15 protein-coding genes, 1 pseudogene and 2 riboswitches are annotated in these 18,445 nt (G+C 70.3%); of the genes and pseudogenes, 4 read left to right on the plus strand and 12 right to left on the minus strand.

Features of this window, described 5'->3' with window-relative positions:
- Positions 1 to 42: 42 nt before the first annotated feature.
- The 5 genes from ABTX62_RS04875 to ABTX62_RS04895 all read right to left on the minus strand — a co-directional run bounded on the left by ABTX62_RS04875 (position 43) and on the right by ABTX62_RS04895 (position 5,941).
- Positions 43 to 1,776, minus strand: a complete 1,734-nt coding sequence (locus tag ABTX62_RS04875; RefSeq protein WP_352114828.1) for an ABC transporter substrate-binding protein — start codon at positions 1,774 to 1,776, stop codon at positions 43 to 45.
- Positions 1,777 to 1,816: 40 nt separating this feature from the next.
- The gene (locus ABTX62_RS04880) at positions 1,817 to 2,815 is read right to left on the minus strand and encodes an ABC transporter permease (RefSeq protein WP_352114829.1); all 999 of its coding nucleotides are present in this window, start codon (positions 2,813 to 2,815) and stop codon (positions 1,817 to 1,819) included.
- 386 nt (positions 2,816 to 3,201) lie between these two features.
- Positions 3,202 to 4,002, minus strand: a complete 801-nt coding sequence (locus ABTX62_RS04885) for an enhanced serine sensitivity protein SseB C-terminal domain-containing protein (protein WP_352114830.1) — start codon at positions 4,000 to 4,002, stop codon at positions 3,202 to 3,204.
- A 138-nt stretch (positions 4,003 to 4,140) separates the two neighbouring features.
- Positions 4,141 to 4,929 (minus strand): enhanced serine sensitivity protein SseB, encoded by a 789-nt coding sequence (locus ABTX62_RS04890; RefSeq protein ID WP_352114831.1) that lies wholly within the window; start codon positions 4,927 to 4,929, stop codon positions 4,141 to 4,143.
- Between the two features lie 343 nt (positions 4,930 to 5,272).
- Complete coding sequence (locus ABTX62_RS04895) at positions 5,273 to 5,941, minus strand: AAA family ATPase (RefSeq protein WP_352114832.1); 669 nt, start codon at positions 5,939 to 5,941, stop codon at positions 5,273 to 5,275.
- A 223-nt stretch (positions 5,942 to 6,164) separates the two neighbouring features.
- Positions 6,165 to 6,264, plus strand: a riboswitch (glycine riboswitch).
- A riboswitch (glycine riboswitch) is annotated at positions 6,265 to 6,383 on the plus strand.
- Between ABTX62_RS04895 and gcvT the strand changes: the two genes are divergently transcribed.
- The 4 genes from gcvT to ABTX62_RS04915 all read left to right on the plus strand — a co-directional run bounded on the left by gcvT (position 6,374) and on the right by ABTX62_RS04915 (position 10,774).
- Complete coding sequence (gene gcvT / locus ABTX62_RS04900; RefSeq protein ID WP_502997903.1) at positions 6,374 to 7,543, plus strand: glycine cleavage system aminomethyltransferase GcvT; 1,170 nt, start codon at positions 6,374 to 6,376, stop codon at positions 7,541 to 7,543. (Overlaps the previous riboswitch by 10 nt.)
- A 101-nt stretch (positions 7,544 to 7,644) precedes the next feature.
- Complete coding sequence (gene gcvH / locus ABTX62_RS04905; RefSeq protein ID WP_352114834.1) at positions 7,645 to 8,022, plus strand: glycine cleavage system protein GcvH; 378 nt, start codon at positions 7,645 to 7,647, stop codon at positions 8,020 to 8,022.
- A gap of 14 nt (positions 8,023 to 8,036) precedes the next feature.
- The gene (glyA, locus tag ABTX62_RS04910) at positions 8,037 to 9,299 is read left to right on the plus strand and encodes a serine hydroxymethyltransferase (protein WP_352114835.1); all 1,263 of its coding nucleotides are present in this window, start codon (positions 8,037 to 8,039) and stop codon (positions 9,297 to 9,299) included.
- Between the two features lie 107 nt (positions 9,300 to 9,406).
- Positions 9,407 to 10,774: an L-serine ammonia-lyase gene (locus ABTX62_RS04915; protein ID WP_352114836.1), complete on the plus strand. Its 1,368-nt coding sequence runs from the start codon at positions 9,407 to 9,409 to the stop codon at positions 10,772 to 10,774.
- A gap of 142 nt (positions 10,775 to 10,916) precedes the next feature.
- Here the strand turns inward: ABTX62_RS04915 and ABTX62_RS04920 are convergent.
- The 7 genes and pseudogenes from ABTX62_RS04920 to ABTX62_RS04955 form a co-directional block, all read right to left on the minus strand.
- A pseudogene (locus ABTX62_RS04920) lies at positions 10,917 to 11,585 on the minus strand (NADPH-dependent F420 reductase); the annotation flags it as partial.
- A 181-nt stretch (positions 11,586 to 11,766) separates the two neighbouring features.
- Complete coding sequence (locus tag ABTX62_RS04925; RefSeq protein ID WP_352114837.1) at positions 11,767 to 11,979, minus strand: EF-hand domain-containing protein; 213 nt, start codon at positions 11,977 to 11,979, stop codon at positions 11,767 to 11,769.
- Between the two features lie 747 nt (positions 11,980 to 12,726).
- Positions 12,727 to 13,905 carry a YncE family protein gene (locus ABTX62_RS04935; protein WP_352114838.1) on the minus strand — a complete coding sequence of 393 codons (1,179 nt, stop codon included), beginning with the start codon at positions 13,903 to 13,905 and terminating at the stop codon, positions 12,727 to 12,729.
- A gap of 76 nt (positions 13,906 to 13,981) precedes the next feature.
- Positions 13,982 to 14,485, minus strand: coding sequence for an ATP-binding protein (locus ABTX62_RS04940; protein ID WP_352114839.1), 504 nt, complete (start codon positions 14,483 to 14,485; stop codon positions 13,982 to 13,984).
- A 274-nt stretch (positions 14,486 to 14,759) separates the two neighbouring features.
- A complete protein-coding gene (locus ABTX62_RS04945; RefSeq protein WP_352114840.1) occupies positions 14,760 to 15,527 on the minus strand; it encodes an enoyl-CoA hydratase/isomerase family protein in 768 nt (255 codons plus the stop codon).
- A gap of 200 nt (positions 15,528 to 15,727) precedes the next feature.
- Positions 15,728 to 16,960, minus strand: coding sequence for a L,D-transpeptidase (locus tag ABTX62_RS04950; RefSeq protein ID WP_352114841.1), 1,233 nt, complete (start codon positions 16,958 to 16,960; stop codon positions 15,728 to 15,730).
- A gap of 154 nt (positions 16,961 to 17,114) precedes the next feature.
- Entirely contained in the window at positions 17,115 to 18,359 is a 1,245-nt protein-coding gene (locus ABTX62_RS04955) for a L,D-transpeptidase (RefSeq protein WP_352114842.1), read from the minus strand.
- Between the last annotated feature and the right edge of the window lie 86 nt (positions 18,360 to 18,445).

Raw genomic sequence — 18,445 nt, forward strand, 5'->3', positions numbered from 1 at the left:
CGGTGCCTTCACCTGCCTTTCGAAAGGATCCGGCCTGCTGAGTTACTTCGAGGAGCTCATCAGCAGGTAGTCGTACATGCCGAGGTAGGCCTGCGTGACCGTGACGTTCTGCGCGGACGCCGGCCGGAGCAGCAGGTTCTTGCGGTAGACCAGCGGGACGACCGAGGCGTTGTCGAGCACCATCTTGTCGATGTCACCCCAGGCCTTGGTGCGGGCCGCGTCGTCGGTGTTGGCGATCGCGTCCGTCAGGGCCTTGTTGATCTTCGGGTCGTCCAGCTCCATCAGGTTGTTGCCGCCCGAGGGCTTGATGGCGGCACCGTTGATGATCTGGTCGAGGAAGCCGTAGCCGGTCGGCCAGTCGGCGCCCCACGCCATCGAGAGCATGCCGAGCTTGTTGTCGTGGACGTAGCTCGGGACACCGGCGAAGTTGGAGAAGTACTTGCCGGAGGGGAACTGCTTGATCTCGACGTTGATGCCGATCTTCTTCAGCGACGCCTGGGTGGCGGTCGCCGCGGCGATCTCGGCGGGGCGGTCGGAGCGGGCGGTCAGGATGGTGTTGAAGCCGTTCGGCTTGCCGCACGCCTTCAGCGCCGCCTTGGCCTTGGCCACGTCACCCTTGTGACCGTCGGTCGCGTAGGTGTCGAACTTGGTGTAGCCGTTCACCGACGGCGGGAGCAGCGTGGTCGCCACGTCGCCCTTCGGGGAACCGCCCATGGCGTCGAGCACCGACTGCTTGTCGAGGCCCCACTGCACGGCCTTGCGGCAGTCGGCGTTGTCGAACGGCTTCACGTTCACGTTGAGCGCGATGTACTGCGTGGCGCCCGCGTAGGAGCTGTCGGTCTGGTCGGCGAGCTTGCCGCGCAGCACCTTCGGCTGGGTCTGCGGCTGCACACCGGTGCCGGCCGCGTCAGCCGTGATCTTGTCGGAGATCAGGTTGTTGTCGACCGTGACCGGGTTGACCTTGAACTTGACCGTGATCTTGTCCGGCAGGGCCTTGCGGATCGGGTCCGTCTTCGGGTCCCACTGCTTGTTGCGCACGAGGGTGGCGCCGCGGCCCTCCTCGTAGGACTGGAACTGGTACGGGCCGGAGGACTGGATGGCCTGGACGTACTTCGCACCGGTGTCCTTCGCCTGCGGCACGGGGGCCGTCTGCGAGAAGGTCGCCAGGTAGTCGAAGTCGGCGAACGGCTGCTTCAGCTTGAAGACGATCGTCCGGTCGTCCGGCGTCTCGATGGACTTGATGCCATCGGCGGACTTGTCCTTGTAGGGACCCTTGTACTTGTCGCCGCCCTCCAGGTAGGCCTTGAAGTACGTCGGGCCGTTGGACAGCGCCTCGGGCGCGAAGTTGGAGCGCTCGATGGCGTACTTGACGTCCTTGGACGTCACCGGGGTGCCGTCCTGGAACTTCACACCCGCACGCAGCTTGTACGTCCAGGTCTTGGCGTCCGGGCTGGACTTGCCGAGTCCCTCGGCGAGGTCCGGCACGACCTCCAGGCCTTCCTTGCCCGCGGCCGGCTTGAACGTGGTGAGCGTCCTGCCGTAGAGCCGGGAGAAGTTCTGGACCCAGCCGTAGTACGTGTTGCCGGGGTCGAGGGAGTCCGGCACGTCCGAGTGCTCGTACGTGACCGTTCCTCCCTTCTTGTCCGACGCGTTGACGATCGAGTTCAGCGCGGCGTCCTTCTTGCCGTTGCCTCCCCCGTCGTTGTCGTCGCCTCCGCCGCCGCACGCGGCAGCACCGAGCGACAGTGCCAGGACCGACGCAACGCCGGCGGTCACCCTTCTCGTCTTCACTGAGGAAGCCCCCTCATTCGATGGATCACTTGCTGCGAGGGTCGAGGGCGTCACGCAGCCCGTCACCCAGCAGGTTGAAGGCCAGGACGGTGATGAAGATCGCCAGTCCGGGCACGAACATGTACTGCGGATCAGCTGTGTAGAGATCCACAGCGTTGCTGAGCATGCCGCCCCAGGAGGCCTGCGGCGGAGCGATACCGACGCCGAGGAAGCTCAGCGCGGCCTCGAACAGGATGTTCGTCGGGATGATCAGCGTCGCGTAGACGAGGATCGGCGCGACGAGGTTCGGGAGCAGTTCCCGGAACAGGATGTACGGGCCGCGCGCCCCGAGGCTCGTGGAGGCCTCGATGAACTCCCGTTTGCGCAGGGTCATGGTCTGGGCCCGCACGATGCGGCCGATGTACGGCCAGCTGAAGAAGCCGATCACGAAGATCAGCACGCTGATGCGCAGGGACAGGCCCTCGATGCCGAAGAACCCGTCCTGCACCGAGGCCGAGATCGAGATGGCGAACAGCAGCAGGGGGAAGGCCAGGAACGTGTCCATGAGCCTGCTGATCACGCCGTCGATCCAGCCGCCGTAGTACCCGGCGATGACGCCGAGAACGGTGCCGATGCACACGGACAGCAGTGTGGCGCCGCCCGCGACCAGGAGGGAGACCCAGGAACCGTCGATGATGCGGGCCAGCATGTCCCGGCCGTACTGGGGGTCCACGCCGAGCGGGTGGTCCCAACTCATCCCGCCCCAGCCGCCCTTGGGGGCGAGCAGCGCGGGGTCGATCAGGTCCTGGTTGAACTTGTTGGGATCGAGGTCGAAGATCCACTGGATCGGCTTGGAGAACACCGCCATCAGCACGAGCAGGATGACGATGACACCTCCCGCCATCGCCACCTTGTCCCGCTTGAAGCGCATCCAGGCGATCTGGGTGAGCGAGCGCCCTTCGATCTGGCTCTTCTTGACCCCGGAGAGCACGGCCTCGGGCTGTGCTCCGGCTTCCGCCCCGGTGGTCTCGATCGGTGCGGTCACGGTGCGATTGACCCCTCTCGGGCCGGCGATCGCCGACCCCCTGGCTGCCGCTGTAGCGGTTTTGTTTGTCTCGTACACGAGACCGACCCGGCCCGTGTCCTGCCGGGAGTCTTCAACGCTTTGGCGATCTGTTGCCAGACTTGGCGATGAAAGGATGCGTAAACGTGATGCTGTCTGCGGGGTTCCGTTATCCGGACAGCGGGTAACGCGGGTCGGACGGGCTGAGATGGATGAATTTTAGGACATAGGCGCACACTTGACCCCTATCTACGCGCGGAGAGCCGCGTGATCGTCCCGTTTCGCGGAGCGGTACGGGAGGGGTTCGGAGGGCGACTTCGAGCCGGTCAGTACCGACTGAGGGGCGGTCAGTACCGGCTCACGGGCTGTCAGTACCGGCCTTGAGCCGGAGGATATCCGTAGCCCGACGCCGGCGCCTGGACGGGGGCCGTGGCGTGCGCCTCGCGGTCGTAGAAGGGGCGGGCCTTCGCCCGCAGCCACATCGCGACCGGGTCGTGCTCGTCGGACAGGGCGATGGTCGACACCGGCAGCCCGTCGGGTACGGCGCCGAGGGACTGCTGCATCATCGCGCGCACGGAGTCCACGGCCGGCGGCGAGGTGTCGTACACATCCAGTCCGATGGCGAGGTACGGCGCCCCGAGCGCGGGCTGCACCCAGGCGCGGCGCAGCGAGCGGACGGCCGGGGTGCGGTGGGCGTTCTGCGCGAGCAGGGCATAGAACTGGGGGATCTCGATGGCCGGTTCGGACAGGCGCAGGGGGCCGGCGGGCTGGCGGTCCAGGCCCGTGGCGATCCGGCGCAGGTCGAGCCAGGGGATGCCGACGCCCCCGCCGGGGGCGTGCGGGTTGAGCCAGAGTCCGTAGTGGTCGGGGTAGAGGGCGCGGGCGACGTCGATCCCGTCGACCACCTCGTACGAGCGGTTCCAGCCGCTGGCGGAGAGCTCCTGAGCGGAGGTCACGCAGGGGGCGTAGCCGTAGCCGTCGACGTCCATGTTCCCGTACTGGGCGTCCGGCGAGCCGGCCTGCCCGTGCCACAGGAGCATCCAGATCTGGCCGGTGTGCGGGGTCGCGAGCGCGCGCAGGAGTGCCTCATAGGCGTCGTAGCGCCCGGGCGTGACCTGGCGCAGCATGTGCTCGACCTGTCCGGCCGCGGCCGTGCCGCTCGCGCTCACCTTTACCGCCCCTTCGTACAACGCCTCGACGGTGCCCTAGCTTAAGCCCGCACGCCGACTCCGAACCTGGTGCCGCCGTGCGGGTGCGGGCCGCATGTGGTTCTCGCGCGGTTCCCCGCGCCCCTTCGGTGTGTTGCCCTACCGCTGGTAGAAGGGCCGGACCCGCTCCCTCATCCAGGTGGCCACCGGGTCCTCCGTCACGTCCAGGAGCACCAGGTTGACCGGCCAGGGGGCCGGGACGGCGGTGACGGCCCGGGTGAGGGCCTCCAGCGGGAGCGCGCGCAAGTCTCCTTCCCGCTGGGAGAGTTCGACGCCCACGAACATCACGGGCTCGGCGGTCTCGATGGCGGCGAGACAGCGGCGGGCCGTGACGACGACGCCGGTGGCCTCGAACTCGGCGGACGCCGTGGCCAGGAAATCCACCGGGTCGTCCTGCCAGTCGGGCTCGAAGAGACGGACCCGGCCGCCGCTCGCGGGGCCGTCCAGCGGGGTCCGGCCGGCCCGGCACAACTCCGCCACGGCGGGCGGCGGGAGCGGGATGCCCACCACACCGCCCGGGTTGACGACCATCCCCGCGTGCGGGGGCAGGCCACGGGCGAACTCCACGGCGGGGGCGATGGTGTACGCCATGTGGGAGCCGACGACCTGGCGGAACTGCTCCTCGGAGCTGAACACCGGCACGAACGCCTGGCCGTCGATCTCGATGCCGGGCAGGTCGAGAGGACCGCTGTGCGGGCCGCCGCCGCTGGGCAGCGGGACCCAGACGAAGCTCCGGCCGAGCACCTCGACGATCCGCCCGCCGGCGGCCGGACCGGCGCCGAGGGAGGCCGAGAGCACCTCCTCCAGTTCGTTGCCGGGCCAACCGCTGTGCGGGTGGGTCTGCGTCTGCGCCGGAAAGTCCGCGGAGAATTCCGCCGGGAAGTCCATCTGCCTACCGCCTGCCTGGAACCACTGCTGTGGCTCAAAAGGCTAACGGCTCGGGCGCGCGGCGCGGTCGGGTGTGAAGCGGGTGAGGGGAGGCTGGGGGCCGTCGGCGGATGGCACCCGTAAGGGGCCGGGAGCCGCCGACGTACGACATACGCCCGAAACCCCATGGCCACGGCCGGGGCCGCCGACGGCGATACCGACACACCCGGTGCCCCGCGGCCGGTGCCGCCCGCGGGGCACCCACACGCCCGAGACCCCACAGCCGTGGCCGGGGCCACCGACGGGTGGCACCCGTGCACCCCGTCGCCCCCGGTCCACCGGCCCGGCTCCCGCCCCCGGCCCGTCAGCCGGTGAAGCCGATGCTGCGGAGGGTGTCGGCCGCGGCCCGGTCGGCGAGGACGGCCGAGCCGCAGCCGGCGGGGAGGTCGCCGCGCTCCGCCGCGCGCAGCAGGCGGGTGCTCGCCGCGCGGTGCCGCAGGAACGCATAGCGCGAGACGCCGCGGCCTCGGTCGCGCTGGCCGGCCAGCGCCTGTTCGGGGGTGACGTCGAGCAGCAGCAGGTGGAGCGTGCCGCCCCGGCGGCGGGCCTCGCGGGCCAGCCAGCGGCGGACCCAGGCCTGGGTGCCGCAGTCGTGCACGACGAGGCCCTCGCCCGTGCGCAGGGCGCGCCGCAGCCCGGCGTAGTGGGCGAGGCGGACGAGCGGGCGGTAGAGCGCGTACGGCAGGGCGCGCGGCATGCGGCGCTCCCAGCGGTCGCGGGTGTCCTGGGAGTCGATCCGCCGGTCCGGCACGGTGCGCCGCATCAGTGTGGACTTGCCGCTGCCGGGCAGACCCGTGACCACGACGAGGTCGCGGGGTCCGAACAGCAGCGCGCGCGGGCCGCGCCCGGCACGGTCACGCAGATCGCGGACGACCGGCGCCGGCACCGGGGCGCGGACCGCCCGGGCCGGAGCGGCGGCCGGCTGCTCGGGCAGCGCGATGCCCGTCGTCGCGTACGCGGTGGTCCTGTTCACCGTGATCGTCCTCCCCTGGGGCCAGGTACGGAGTCCCAATCCCCGCCGAGTGTAAAGAGAAGGTAATGCGGCAGGCCTCTCATTTACGTCCTCGTCCTGCAACAGGGCTGCTACAGGTCGCGGAGTCCGGCGGGCGGGACTCGTGCACTCCCTGTGAAAGGTCCCCCTGCCGCACCGGAAGGATGCGTGCAATGATGTGCGCGCCAACTGCATACCGGCCGTTTGAATCCGCGCGGGAGAGTCCCCAGCACCGCAAGAGCTGGGGCGCCGAAGGAGCAAGTCCCTCCCTTGAATCTCTCAGGCCCCGTTACCGCGCGGGCGAGGCACATCTGAAAAGCGGGCCCTCCCCTGTCCCGGCAGGGCGTGGCCCCACCCAAGGTGCAAGCCATGGACCAGCGCGGTCATGGCGAACCTCTCAGGTTCCGATGACAGATGGGGAGGACCGACCTCGCCCGTGATTGCCCTGGGAGACGACCGACTGTGAGCAGTACAGGAGAACTCCGTCACACCGCGCTCGATGCCCTGCATCGCTCGCTCGGCGCGACGATGACCGACTTCGCCGGCTGGGACATGCCCCTGCGCTACGGCTCCGAGCGCGACGAGCACACCGCCGTGCGGACGAAGGCCGGACTGTTCGACCTCTCCCACATGGGTGAGATCACCGTCACCGGCCCGCAGGCCGCCGCCCTCCTCGACTTCGCCCTGGTGGGCAACATCGGCGGAGTGAAGCCGGGCCGCGCCCGGTACACCATGATCTGCCGGGACGACGGCGGCATCCTGGACGACCTCATCGTCTACCGGCTGGGCGAGAGCGAGTACATGGTCGTCGCCAACGCCTCCAACGCCCAGGTCGTCCTGGACGCGCTGACCGAGCGCGCCGCCGCTTTCGACGCCGAGGTGCGCGACGACCGGGACGCCTACGCGCTGATCGCCGTGCAGGGCCCTGAGTCCCCCGGCATCCTCAAGTCGCTCACGGACGCCGATCTGGACGGCTTGAAGTACTACGCCGGTCTGCCCGGCACGGTCGCGGGCGTGCCGGCCCTGATCGCCCGCACCGGTTACACCGGCGAGGACGGCTTCGAGCTGTTCGTGAAGCCGGAGCACGCGGTCGAGCTGTGGCAGGCCCTGGCCCAGGCCGGCGAGGGCGTCGGCCTGGTCCCGTGCGGGCTGTCCTGCCGTGACACGCTGCGCCTGGAAGCGGGCATGCCGCTGTACGGGCACGAGCTGTCGACGTCCCTGACCCCCTTCGACGCCGGGCTCGGCCGGGTGGTGAAGTTCGAGAAGGAGGGCGACTTCGTGGGACGCGAGGCCCTGCGCGAGGCCGCCGCCCGGGCCGAGCAGAACCCCCCGCGTGTCCTGGTCGGCCTCGTCGCCGAGGGCCGGCGGGTCCCGCGCGCCGGGTACACGGTCGTCGCCGGCGGCGAGGTGATCGGCGAGGTCACCTCCGGTGCCCCCTCCCCCACCCTCGGCAAGCCGATCGCGATGGCCTATGTCGATCCCGCGCACGCCGCGCCCGGCACGACCGGCGTGGGCGTGGACATCCGGGGCAGTCACGAGCCGTACGAGGTCGTGGCGCTGCCGTTCTACAAGCGCCAGAAGTAGACACTGGCCGAAGGGCCGCGGCAGCGACCCGTGCCCGTCGTCCCAGCTCACCCGTAGTCCCCCTTTCACAGCACTCCCGCGCGTACAGGAGAATCCAGGCCATGAGCAACCCCCAAGAGCTGCGCTACAGCAAGGAGCACGAGTGGCTGTCGGCCGCCGCCGACGGCGTCTCGACGGTCGGCATCACGGAGCACGCGGCCAACGCGCTCGGCGATGTCGTGTTCGTCCAGCTTCCCGAGGTCGGTGACTCCGTGTCCGCCGGCGAGACCTGCGGCGAGCTGGAGTCGACCAAGTCGGTGTCCGACCTGTACTCCCCGGTCTCCGGTGAGGTCACCGAGGTCAACGAGGACGTCGTGAACGACCCGTCGCTGGTGAACTCGGCCCCCTTCGAGGGCGGCTGGCTGTTCAAGGTGCGCGTCACGGACGAGCCGGGCGACCTGCTCTCCGCCGACGAGTACACCGCGTTCTCCGCCGGCTGAGGAGTCGTAGCCCCATGTCCGTCCTGAACACACCCCTGCATGAGCTCGACCCGGCCGTCGCCGCGGCGGTCGACGCCGAGCTGCACCGCCAGCAGTCCACGCTCGAGATGATCGCCTCGGAGAACTTCGCTCCGGTCGCGGTCATGGAGGCGCAGGGCTCGGTCCTCACCAACAAGTACGCCGAGGGCTACCCGGGCCGTCGCTACTACGGCGGCTGCGAGCACGTCGACGTGGTCGAACAGATCGCGATCGACCGCGTCAAGGAGCTGTTCGGCGCCGAGCACGCCAACGTGCAGCCGCACTCCGGCGCCCAGGCCAACGCGGCGGCGATGTTCGCGCTGCTCAAGCCGGGCGACACCATCATGGGCCTGAACCTCGCCCACGGTGGGCACCTGACCCACGGCATGAAGATCAACTTCTCCGGCAAGCTCTACGACGTCGTCGCCTACCACGTGGGCGAGGACGGCCGGGTCGACATGGGCGAGGTCGAACGGCTGGCCAAGGAGGCCAAGCCGAAGCTGATCGTGGCCGGCTGGTCGGCGTACCCGAGGCAGCTGGACTTCGCCGCGTTCCGCCGGATCGCGGACGAGGTCGGCGCGTACCTCATGGTCGACATGGCCCACTTCGCCGGGCTGGTCGCGGCCGGGCTGCACCCCAACCCGGTGCCGCACGCCCATGTGGTCACCACCACGACCCACAAGACCCTCGGTGGCCCGCGCGGCGGTGTGATCCTCTCCACGGCCGAACTGGCCAAGAAGATCAACTCCGCCGTCTTCCCCGGTCAGCAGGGCGGTCCGCTGGAGCATGTGATCGCCGCCAAGGCCGTCGCCTTCAAGGTCGCCGCCTCCGAGGACTTCACGGAGCGCCAGCGCCGTACGCTGGAGGGTGCCCGCATCCTGGCCGAGCGTCTGGTGAAGGACGACGTCCGGGCCGTGGGTGTGGACGTCCTGTCCGGCGGCACGGACGTGCACCTGGTCCTGGTCGACCTGCGCCACTCGGAGCTGGACGGCCGGCAGGCCGAGGACCGCCTCCACGAGGTGGGCATCACCGTCAACCGGAACGCGATCCCGAACGACCCGCGTCCGCCGATGGTGACGTCCGGTCTGCGGATCGGCACGCCGGCCCTGGCCACCCGCGGATTCCGGACCGAGGACTTCGCGGAGGTCGCGGACGTCATCGCCGAGGCGCTGAAGCCGTCCTACGACGCGGAGGCCCTCAAGGCCAGGGTGAAGGCCCTGGCCGACAAGCACCCGCTGTACCCGGGTCTGAACGCGTAACAAGCGGCTCGCAACGGCCGCGAAGAAACCTTTCGGGCGCCGCGCCGGCCACAAGCGGGCGCGGCACCCACCCCTCTGCACCACCCCCGTAGTCAGGAGTTCCCCCCGTGGCCATCTCGGTCTTCGACCTGTTCTCGATCGGCATCGGCCCGTCCAGCTCCCACACCGTCGGCCCGATGCGGGCGGCCCGGATGTTCGCCCTGCGGCTGCGCAACGAGAAGCTGCTGGCCCCGACCGCACAGGTCCGCGCGGAACTGTACGGCTCGCTCGGCGCGACCGGACACGGCCACGGCACCCCCAAGGCGGTGCTGCTCGGCCTGGAGGGCGATTCGCCGCGCACGGTGGACGTCTCGAACGCCGATCAGCGGGTGGAGGCGATCAAGGCCGGCGGCCGGCTGAACCTGCTCGGCGAGCACGAGATCGCGTTCTCCTTCGACGACGACATGGTCCTGCACCGCCGCAAGGCCCTGCCGTACCACGCGAACGGCATGACGCTGTGGGCGTACGACGCCTCGGGCACGGAGCTGCTGACCAAGACGTACTACTCGGTCGGCGGCGGCTTCGTCGTCGACGAGGAGGCGGTCGGCGCCGACCGCATCAAACTCGACGACACCGTGCTCAAGTACCCCTTCCGCACGGGTGACGAGCTGCTGCGCCTGGCCGAGGAGACCGGCCTGTCGATCTCCGCGCTGATGCTGGAGAACGAGCGGGCCTGGCGCTCGGAGGAGGAGATCCGCGAGGGCCTGCTGGAGATCTGGCGGGTGATGCGGGACTGCGTGGCGCGCGGACTGTCCCAGGAGGGCATCCTGCCGGGCGGTCTCAAGGTGCGCCGGCGGGCCGCGAACACCGCGCGCAAGCTGCGCTCCGAGGGCGACCCGCTGGCCCTGTCCATGGAGTGGATCACCCTCTACGCCATGGCGGTCAACGAGGAGAACGCCGCGGGCGGCCGGGTCGTCACCGCCCCCACCAACGGCGCCGCCGGCATCATCCCGGCGGTCCTGCACTACTACATGAACTTCGTGCCGGGCGCCGACGAGGAGGGCGTGGTCCGCTTCCTGCTGGCCGCGGGCGCGATCGGCATGCTCTTCAAGGAGAACGCCTCCATCTCCGGCGCCGAGGTCGGCTGCCAGGGCGAGGTCGGCTCCGCCTGCTCCATGGCCGCGGGGGCCCTCGCCGAGGTCCTCGGCGGCTCGCCCGAACAGGTCGAGAACGCCGCCGAGATCGGCATGGAGCACAACCTCGGCCTCACCTGTGACCCGGTCGGCGGCCTGGTCCAGATCCCCTGCATCGAACGCAACGGCATGGCCGCGGTCAAGGCCGTCACCGCCGCCCGCATGGCGATGCGCGGCGACGGCTCCCACAAGGTGTCCCTGGACAAGGTCATCAAGACGATGAAGGACACGGGCGCGGACATGTCGGTGAAGTACAAGGAGACGGCCCGGGGCGGGCTGGCGGTGAACATCATCGAGTGCTGAGCCGGGGGCGCGGGGCGCGGGCCACAGCCCCACCGCTCGGCGAACCCGACGTTTCCACGCCGGTTCACAGCGGCCCGTGCCACCCGCTCGGGTCGGCTGAGAAGAACCGGACCTCACGGCCGAGCCGATCCAACGGCAGGCCCTAACCGCGGAAGTCCGGTGCGCGCTCCGGGGACGCCTCGGCCAGGGCCTTCGTGACCGCTTCGACGCCGCCGCGCAGGCCGTAGACAGGGGTACCGGGCTGCTGGCGCCAGGAGTCGTCGAGGCCGCCCGCGTCGACGGTGTCGAAGCCGAGCGCGTCGATCAGGTCCCGTACCTTGCCCTTGGCCGCCTCGTCGTCGCCCGCCACCGGGAGGGCCAGGCGGCCGGGGTCGCCGGCGGGGAGGGGCCGGTCCAGGATGTCCTGGGCGTAGGTGCCGTTGAATGCCTTGACGACCGGGTGGCCGATCCGGCGTTCCGTCCAGCGGCTCTCGGTGAGGCCGTCGTCCTCGATCCCGGCGATCCTGCCGTCGCGCTGCCGGGGGTAGTAGTTGCCGGTGTCGATGACCGCGAGGCCGTCCGCCGCACCGTCGAACAGGCCGGGGGGAAGGTCGGGGACCGCCTTCAGCGGGACGGTGACGACGACGACCTCGGCGCCGCGGGCCGCCTCCCCCACCGTCACGGGCGTCGCGCCGGTCTCCTCCGCCAGGGCCGTGAGCGTCTCGGGCCCCCGGGAGTTGGCGACGGAGACGTCGTGCCCGAGGGCGGTGAGCCGCCGGGTCAGGTTGCCTCCGATGTTGCCGGCTCCGATGATGCCGATCTTCATGTCCTCGCCTTGCCCTTCCGGAGATGAACAGCGCCTCGTGCGGCCTTCGTGACCGGGGTCAACCTCCGCGGCGTGCGGGCTATTCCGAGTCCGGGTGGGGCCTCCCGGAGGAGCCGCCCACGGACATGAGGGTGGGGCCCGGCCCGCGACCGCGGACCGGGCCCCACCACTCGGCGAAAACCGGCGCCTACTTGTTCAGGTAGGCCCAGAACTCGTCGAAGCTCAGCTGCTTGTCGCCGTTGAGGTCGCGGGTCTTGATGACGACCTCGGCGACCGACTCGGTGACGTTCCAGTCGCCCGACCGGGCGAGGGCGGCCTTGAACTCGGCAGCGGTGATGAAGCCGTCACCGTCCGTATCGATCTGCTCGAACTGCTTGCGTGCTTCCTCGATGTCCGCCACCGATCCGCCCCTCATCTCGTGCTGTGCGTCCTCGTGACGCGCGTTTGACGCAGGTCAGATTAACCGGCCGTGCGCGCCTCCAGCGCGGCGACCACCCCGGTGAACTCCTCGCGGTACGCCGCCTCGTGCCCGACGCCCTTCACGACGGCGAGCAACTCGCGGTAGCGGGCGACCCGGTGGGTGTACGCGACCGCAGCCGGGCGAGCAGGATGGCGGGGCCGGTGTCCCCCAGCGGCTCGCGCAGCGCCCCGGCCGCCTCCGGCGAATCGGGCGCGACCCCGTGTGCGGGCCCGGGCCGTCAGTCGCACGAGCCGCCGGGAGAACCAGAGGGACGCCCTGGCGCGGCGCGGCACCGCGGGGCCGGGTGGCGGCTGGTGACGGCGGCGCGGCAGCCGGCCGGGGCACGCCGGTGTGGGGGCAGGGGGTGGCGGGGAACGCCCTCAGCCTGCGGGCATTCCGGGCGGTCGGCTACCGGCTCGTGGGCTCGGAGGTGCTGCTCCGCACCGGGGCCGAGGTGACGCGTCGCTCTCTCCGTGCCGGAGCCCGTGGTGCGGGTCGCTCCGCCGTACCGGAGCCCGTAGTACGGGACGCTCCCGCCGTACCGGAGCCCGTAGTACGGGACGCTCCCGCCGTACCGGAGCCCGTAATACGGGATGCTCCCGCGCTCGCCCATGATCTTCGTGCGCTCTGCGGGCTCTCACCGGGGCCGGGCGGGTCGACTCCCCGGGGGTGGACGGCGCGAGCGCGTCACCGGAAGACGCCGGTGTGGCCGAGGGAGTAGCGGCCGGGCTGCGGGTAGACCGCGAGGCCGTGCGGGCCACTGCCGACCGGGATGCGGGCGAGCTGGGTGCCGGTGCGGGTGTCGATGGCGTACACCTCGGCGTCGTAGCGGCCGGACAGCCACAGCACCTTGCCGTCGGCGGAGACGCCGCCCATGTCGGGGCTGCCGCCGTCGGGCAGCCGCCATTTCTTCGTCAGTTTGCCCTGAGCGAAGTCGAAGACGGAGATCGTGCCCTCGCCGCGGTTGCTCACGTACATCTCGCGTGAGTCCCGGCTGACGTAGAGGCCGTGGCAGCCCTTGCCGGTGGGCATCAGGGTGGGCTCGGTGAACTTGTCGCCGTCCAGGACCCACATGCCGTGGGCCATCATGTCGGCGATGTAGAACCTCTTGCCGTCGGGCGAGATCTTCACGTCCTGCGGCATGGCGCCCTTGAACGGCAGTCGCTGCTGCCCGACGACCTTCATCTTCTCGGTGTCGACCTTGAGCAGTTCGCCGCTGAACTCGCAGGAGACGATGAAGTAGCGGCCGTCGAGGGAGAAGTCGGCGTGGTTGACGCCGTAGCAGGAGACCGGGACGGTCTTCTCGACCTTCATGGTGTGCGGGTCGCGGAAGACCAGCTCGCGGTCGAGGGAGGCCATGACGACGGCGTACCTGCCGTTGGGTGTGAAGTAGAGGTTGTACGGGTCGTGGACCTCGACCTCCTTGCCCGCCCTGCCGGTCTTCGGGTCGATCGGGGTGAGGGTGTGGCCGCGGTTGTTGTTGACCCAGAGCGTCTTGAGGTCCCAGGAGGGCACGACGTGCTGGGGCTGTCGGCCCACGCGGATGGTCTCGACGATCTCGTAGGTCTTCGGGTCGATCACGGAGACCGTGTCGGACTCGGTGTTGGGGACGTAGACCCGGGACGGGAAGCCCTTGACCACCGGGGACAGCTTGTTCGGGCGGTCGGCCGCGTACACGTCCTCGGGGTCCAGGACGGGCGGCATGCCGGGCAGGCCCTTGACGGGCTTCTTCTCGGGCGGGGCGGGCACGGCGGCCTTGGTGGCGCGCGCCGGTGAGGTCCGTTCCCCGCTTCCGGTGCCACAGGCGGCGAGGACGGCGAGGGCGGCACCCGCGGCCAGGGCGCTTCTGACGAGATGGCGGTGCATTGCCCCATTTAAGGGGCGTGCGGACGGGAAAGCCGTGATTCACCCGTCCGGCGACCGGGTGAGGCATCGCGCGCGCTCAGCGGTCGGCGACCCGCATCTCGAACCAGGTGGTCTTGCCCCGGGGCAGCAGATCGACCCCCCAGCGATCGGCTAGCTTGTCCACGAGGAACAGGCCCCGGCCGCTGATGTCCGTCTCCTGGACCGGCATCAGACACGGCAGCCCCCGGGAGGGGTCGCGGACCTCGACGCGGATCCAGCCGCGGCGCCGGTGCAGACGCAGCCCGAAGACCCGGGCACCGGTGTGGCGTACGGCGTTGCCGACCAGTTCGGAGACGAGCAGGACCGCGTCCTCCGTGATCTTGGGACTGAGCCCCCAGTGACGCAGCACCACGACCTGGGTGAGCCGTCGCGCGGTGGCCGCGGACTCGGGGCGGGACGGCAGTGGGACCTCTGCCTCCGTCGGGTTGCCGTACAACTCGAGCGCCTTCAGCGCGTGTTCGTCCTCGACGGTCGGCGACCAGCGCGCCGCGGCCGCATGTGCGTGTCCCCGCGGCTGTCCCATACCCTCCAGCCCCGCCATGCCCCCCATCATGGCCGTCCGGAACGCCCGACGGGGCCGTTCCCGGGGAATACGCCCCGGGGAACGGGCGGTGAAACGACGGTCGCCCGTCATATGCCAACGGCATTACGAAGGTACACATACCTCGTCTGACCTGCTGGAACAGCTCGTTCCGGAGTACGGGGCGAACTCCCTCGACCAGACACGCTTAAGGTTGGCTTAAGGGTGACATAAACCGCCCCATCGAGGGACCCCGGGTCAGACACGGTGTCAAGGGCAAGCCCTGGAGGGAGGTTCAGAGGAACTTGGCCTTGCCGGGCCCTTCCTCCACGAAGCTGCGCATCCCGCGCTCGCGGTCCTCGGTGGCGAACAGACCGGCGAACCAGTTGCGTTCGATCGCGAGGCCCGTGTCGATGTCCGTCTCCAGGCCCGTGTCGATCGACTCCTTGGCGGCGCGCAGCGCGAGCGCCGGGCCCTGCGCCAGCTTCGCGGCCCAGGCGTGCGCCTGTGCGTACACCTCGTCGGCGGGCACGACCCGGTCCACCAGGCCGATCTCGCGGGCCTCGTCGGCCTTCACCATGCGGCCCGTGAAGATGAGGTCCTTGGCCTTGGAGGGACCGACCAGGCGGGCCAGGCGCTGGGTGCCGCCGGCGCCGGGGATCAGGCCGAGCAGGATCTCCGGCTGGCCGAGCTTGGCGTTCTCACCGGCGATCCGGAAGTCCGCGCACAGGGCCAGTTCACAGCCGCCGCCCAGCGCGTAGCCCGTCACGGCCGCGACGACCGGCTTGGGGATCCGGGCCACCGCCGTGAACGAGTCCTGCAGAGCGCGAGCGCGCAGGACCATCGCGGTGTGGTCCATCGCCTGCATCTCCTTGATGTCCGCGCCGGCCGCGAACACCTTCTCGCCGCCGTAGACCACCACGGCCCGCACGTCCGCGCGGCGCGTGGCCTCCTCGGCGAGTTCCTTCAGCCGGTCCTGCGCGGCGATGTCCAGCGCGTTCATGGGCGGGCGGTCGAGACGGATCGTGCCGACGCCTTCAGCGACTTCGAGAGAGACGGTCATGGCAGCAGGTTAACGGGGGCTAACAGCATTCGGCGCGGTGCGGTCGGTCACACCGGCCGGGGGCCGCCCGGCGGGGACACCCCCAGGCTCCGGCCCGCGGCCACCCGCCGGGCAGGCGGGGCGCGGGGACCGACGGCGAGGGCCCCGGTGCGGTCGATCGGATGCTGTTGGTTAATCCGGGGCCCGTCGGTCGCTGAGAGCTACTTCTTCCACTTCTCCCACGACATGTTCCAGCCGTTGAGCCCGTTGTCCGGGTCGACGATCCGGTCCTCGGAGTTCTTGACGACCACCACGTCGCCGATCATCGAGTGGTTGAAGAACCAGGCGGCCGGCACCTTCTTGTCCCAGCCGCCGCGTACGTCGCGCAGGCCGATGCAGCCGTGGCTGGCGTTGTAGTTGCCGAAGGCTCCGCCCGCCCAGTAGTTGCCGTGCAGGAAGGTGCCGGACGTGGTCAGGCGGATGGCGTGCGGGACGTCCTTGATGTCGTACTCGCCGCCGTAGCCGACGGTCTCGCCGTTCATCCGGGTCACCGTGAGCATCTCGCTGATGACCATCTGGCCGTTCCAGGTCTCCATGCCGGGCTTGCCGGTGGTGACCGGGATGGTTTTGATGACCTTGCCGTCGCGCATGACCTTCATCGTGAGCTTCTTGGCGTCGACGACGGAGACCTGGTTGCGGCCGATGGTGAACTCGACCGTCTTGTCCTGCTCGCCGTAGACGCCGGAGCGGCCCTCGACGCCGTCGAGGTTGAGGTCGACGGTCACCTTGGTGCCCGGCTTCCAGTACTTCTCGGGGCGGAAGTCGAGACGGTCGTTGCCGAACCAGTGGCCCTCGACGTCGACGGCCGGCTCCGTCTTGATGCGGATGGCCCGCTCGACGTCCTCCGGGTGGGTGATGCCCCGCGAGAAGCGGATGGAGAACGGCATCCCGACGCCGACCTTGGAGCCGTCCTCGGGAGTGAAGGTGCCGATGAAGGTGTTCTCCGGGGTCAGCGTGGTGAAGCCGGCGTCCTCCGCGGCCGTGCGGCCCTCGGAGTCCTTGGCGACCGCGTGGACCGTGTACTTGGTGGCGCCGGCCAGATGGGTGGACGGCGTCCAGCTGGCGCCGTCCCCGGATATCGCGCCGTCGACCTTCTTGCCCTTGGCGTCCTTGACCTCGACCTCGGTCAGTTTCCCCTTCGCGGCGGTGACCTTCAGCGCACCGCTCGTGTCGACGGCCTCGGCTCCGTCCCTGGGGGTGATGCTGACGACCGCCTCGGACTGCCCGCTCCGCGCGGCGCCCGAGTCCTTGCCCTCGGTGCCGCCCCCGCTGGAACCGGAGTCGGCCCCTCCGCCGCCGCACGCCGTGACGGCGAGGAGCAGTACGCCGCATATCAGCGCGCGCAGTCCGTTCCCGCGTCCAACCGACGCCCCCGATATCGGTCGCCCGTTCAAGTGGTTCTCCCCTCCCAGGGCCAGGTCAGGCCCACACCTCGCGCGTCCCCCGCGCGTCGGCGAATAGTAACCACTGGGGGGACGGGCCCGGCGGCCCGCGATTGTCACTGTTCGGTCCCAACGCGGCGCCGGGTCAACCCGCCCCCCTGTCCGGCTACTTCACCGCACTGCCCGCCTTCCATGCATTCCAGCCCATATTCCAGCCTCCGAGCCCGTTGTCGGGAGAGACCTTTTTGTCATTGCTGTTGACGACTTCGACGACGTCCCCGATGAGGCTGCGGTCGAAGAACCAGCCGGCCGGGGTGTCCGAACCGCCGCCCTTCACATCGCGCAGCCCGATGCAGCCGTGACTGACGTTGGCGCGGCCGAAGACGGTGTGGTGCGCCCAGTAGTTGCCGTGCAGGAAGGTGCCGGAGTCGGTCAGGCGCATGGCGTGCGGGACGTCCGGGATGTCGTACTCGCCCTTGCCGTCGCGCTTCTTGAAGCCGACCGTGGCGCCGTTCATCCGGGTGACGTCGAGCATCTCGGTGACCACCATCTTGCCGTTGTACGTGGTGGTCTTCGGCGCGCCCGCCGTGATGGGCACGGTGGCGAGGGGCTCGCCGTCGCGCCGGACCTCCATGGAGTGCGCGGCGGCGTCGACCACGGAGATCTGGCTGCGGCCGACGGTGAAGGAGAACGTCTTGTGCTGGAGGCCGTAGACCCCGGGGGCGCCTTCGACGTCGCGCAGGCGCAGGTCGACGGTGACCTGGGTGCCGGGTTTCCAGTAGTCCTCGGGGCGGAAGTCGAGGCGCGTTCTGCCGAACCAGTGCGGGCGGATCTCCACGGCGGGGCGGGCGGTGACCCGCACCGCGCGTTCGACGGCGGCGCGGTCGGTGATCTCCCGGTTGAACTCCAGGGAGACGATCATGCCGGTGCCGACGGTGGCACGGTTCTCCGGGGCGACGTAGCCGATGAAGCGTTCCCCGGGGACGTAGGTGGTGAAGGTGGTGTGCCGGGCCGAGCGGCGTCCGTCGCCGTCCACGGCCACCGCGTCGATCGTGTACTTGGCGGCCAGCGCAAGCCGCTGGTCGTCGGGTTCCCAGGTCAGGCGATCGGCGGAGAGATGCCCGGGCACCGGGGTCTCCTGCGCGTCCTGCGACCGGACGACCTTCACCTTCTCCAGCCGGCCGTCGGGCACGCGCACCCGCAGCTTCTTCCCGGGGCGCACACCGCTGCTGCCGTCCTCGGGCGAGACCTTGATGACGTCCTCGGGCGCCGGGGGCGCGCCGAACACCCCGGTGATCCCGCCCGCGTCGTCCGAGGTACAGCCCGTGGCCCCGGCGAAAAGCCCTGCCCATGTCACTACGGCGGCCAGCGCGGCCCTCGCGCGCCGCGCGCGCCCTTGTACGTGCCTCACGGGGTGCCCAACGACCGGCCGTGTCCCCGGAAACGACCATGCCCGCCCCCGGGGAAACGTGAGTGCGACCCACGCTCTGGGCAGAA

Source organism: Streptomyces sp. NPDC096046 (assembly GCF_040303285.1).
In the GTDB taxonomy this organism is placed as follows: Bacteria; Actinomycetota; Actinomycetes; order Streptomycetales; family Streptomycetaceae; genus Streptomyces.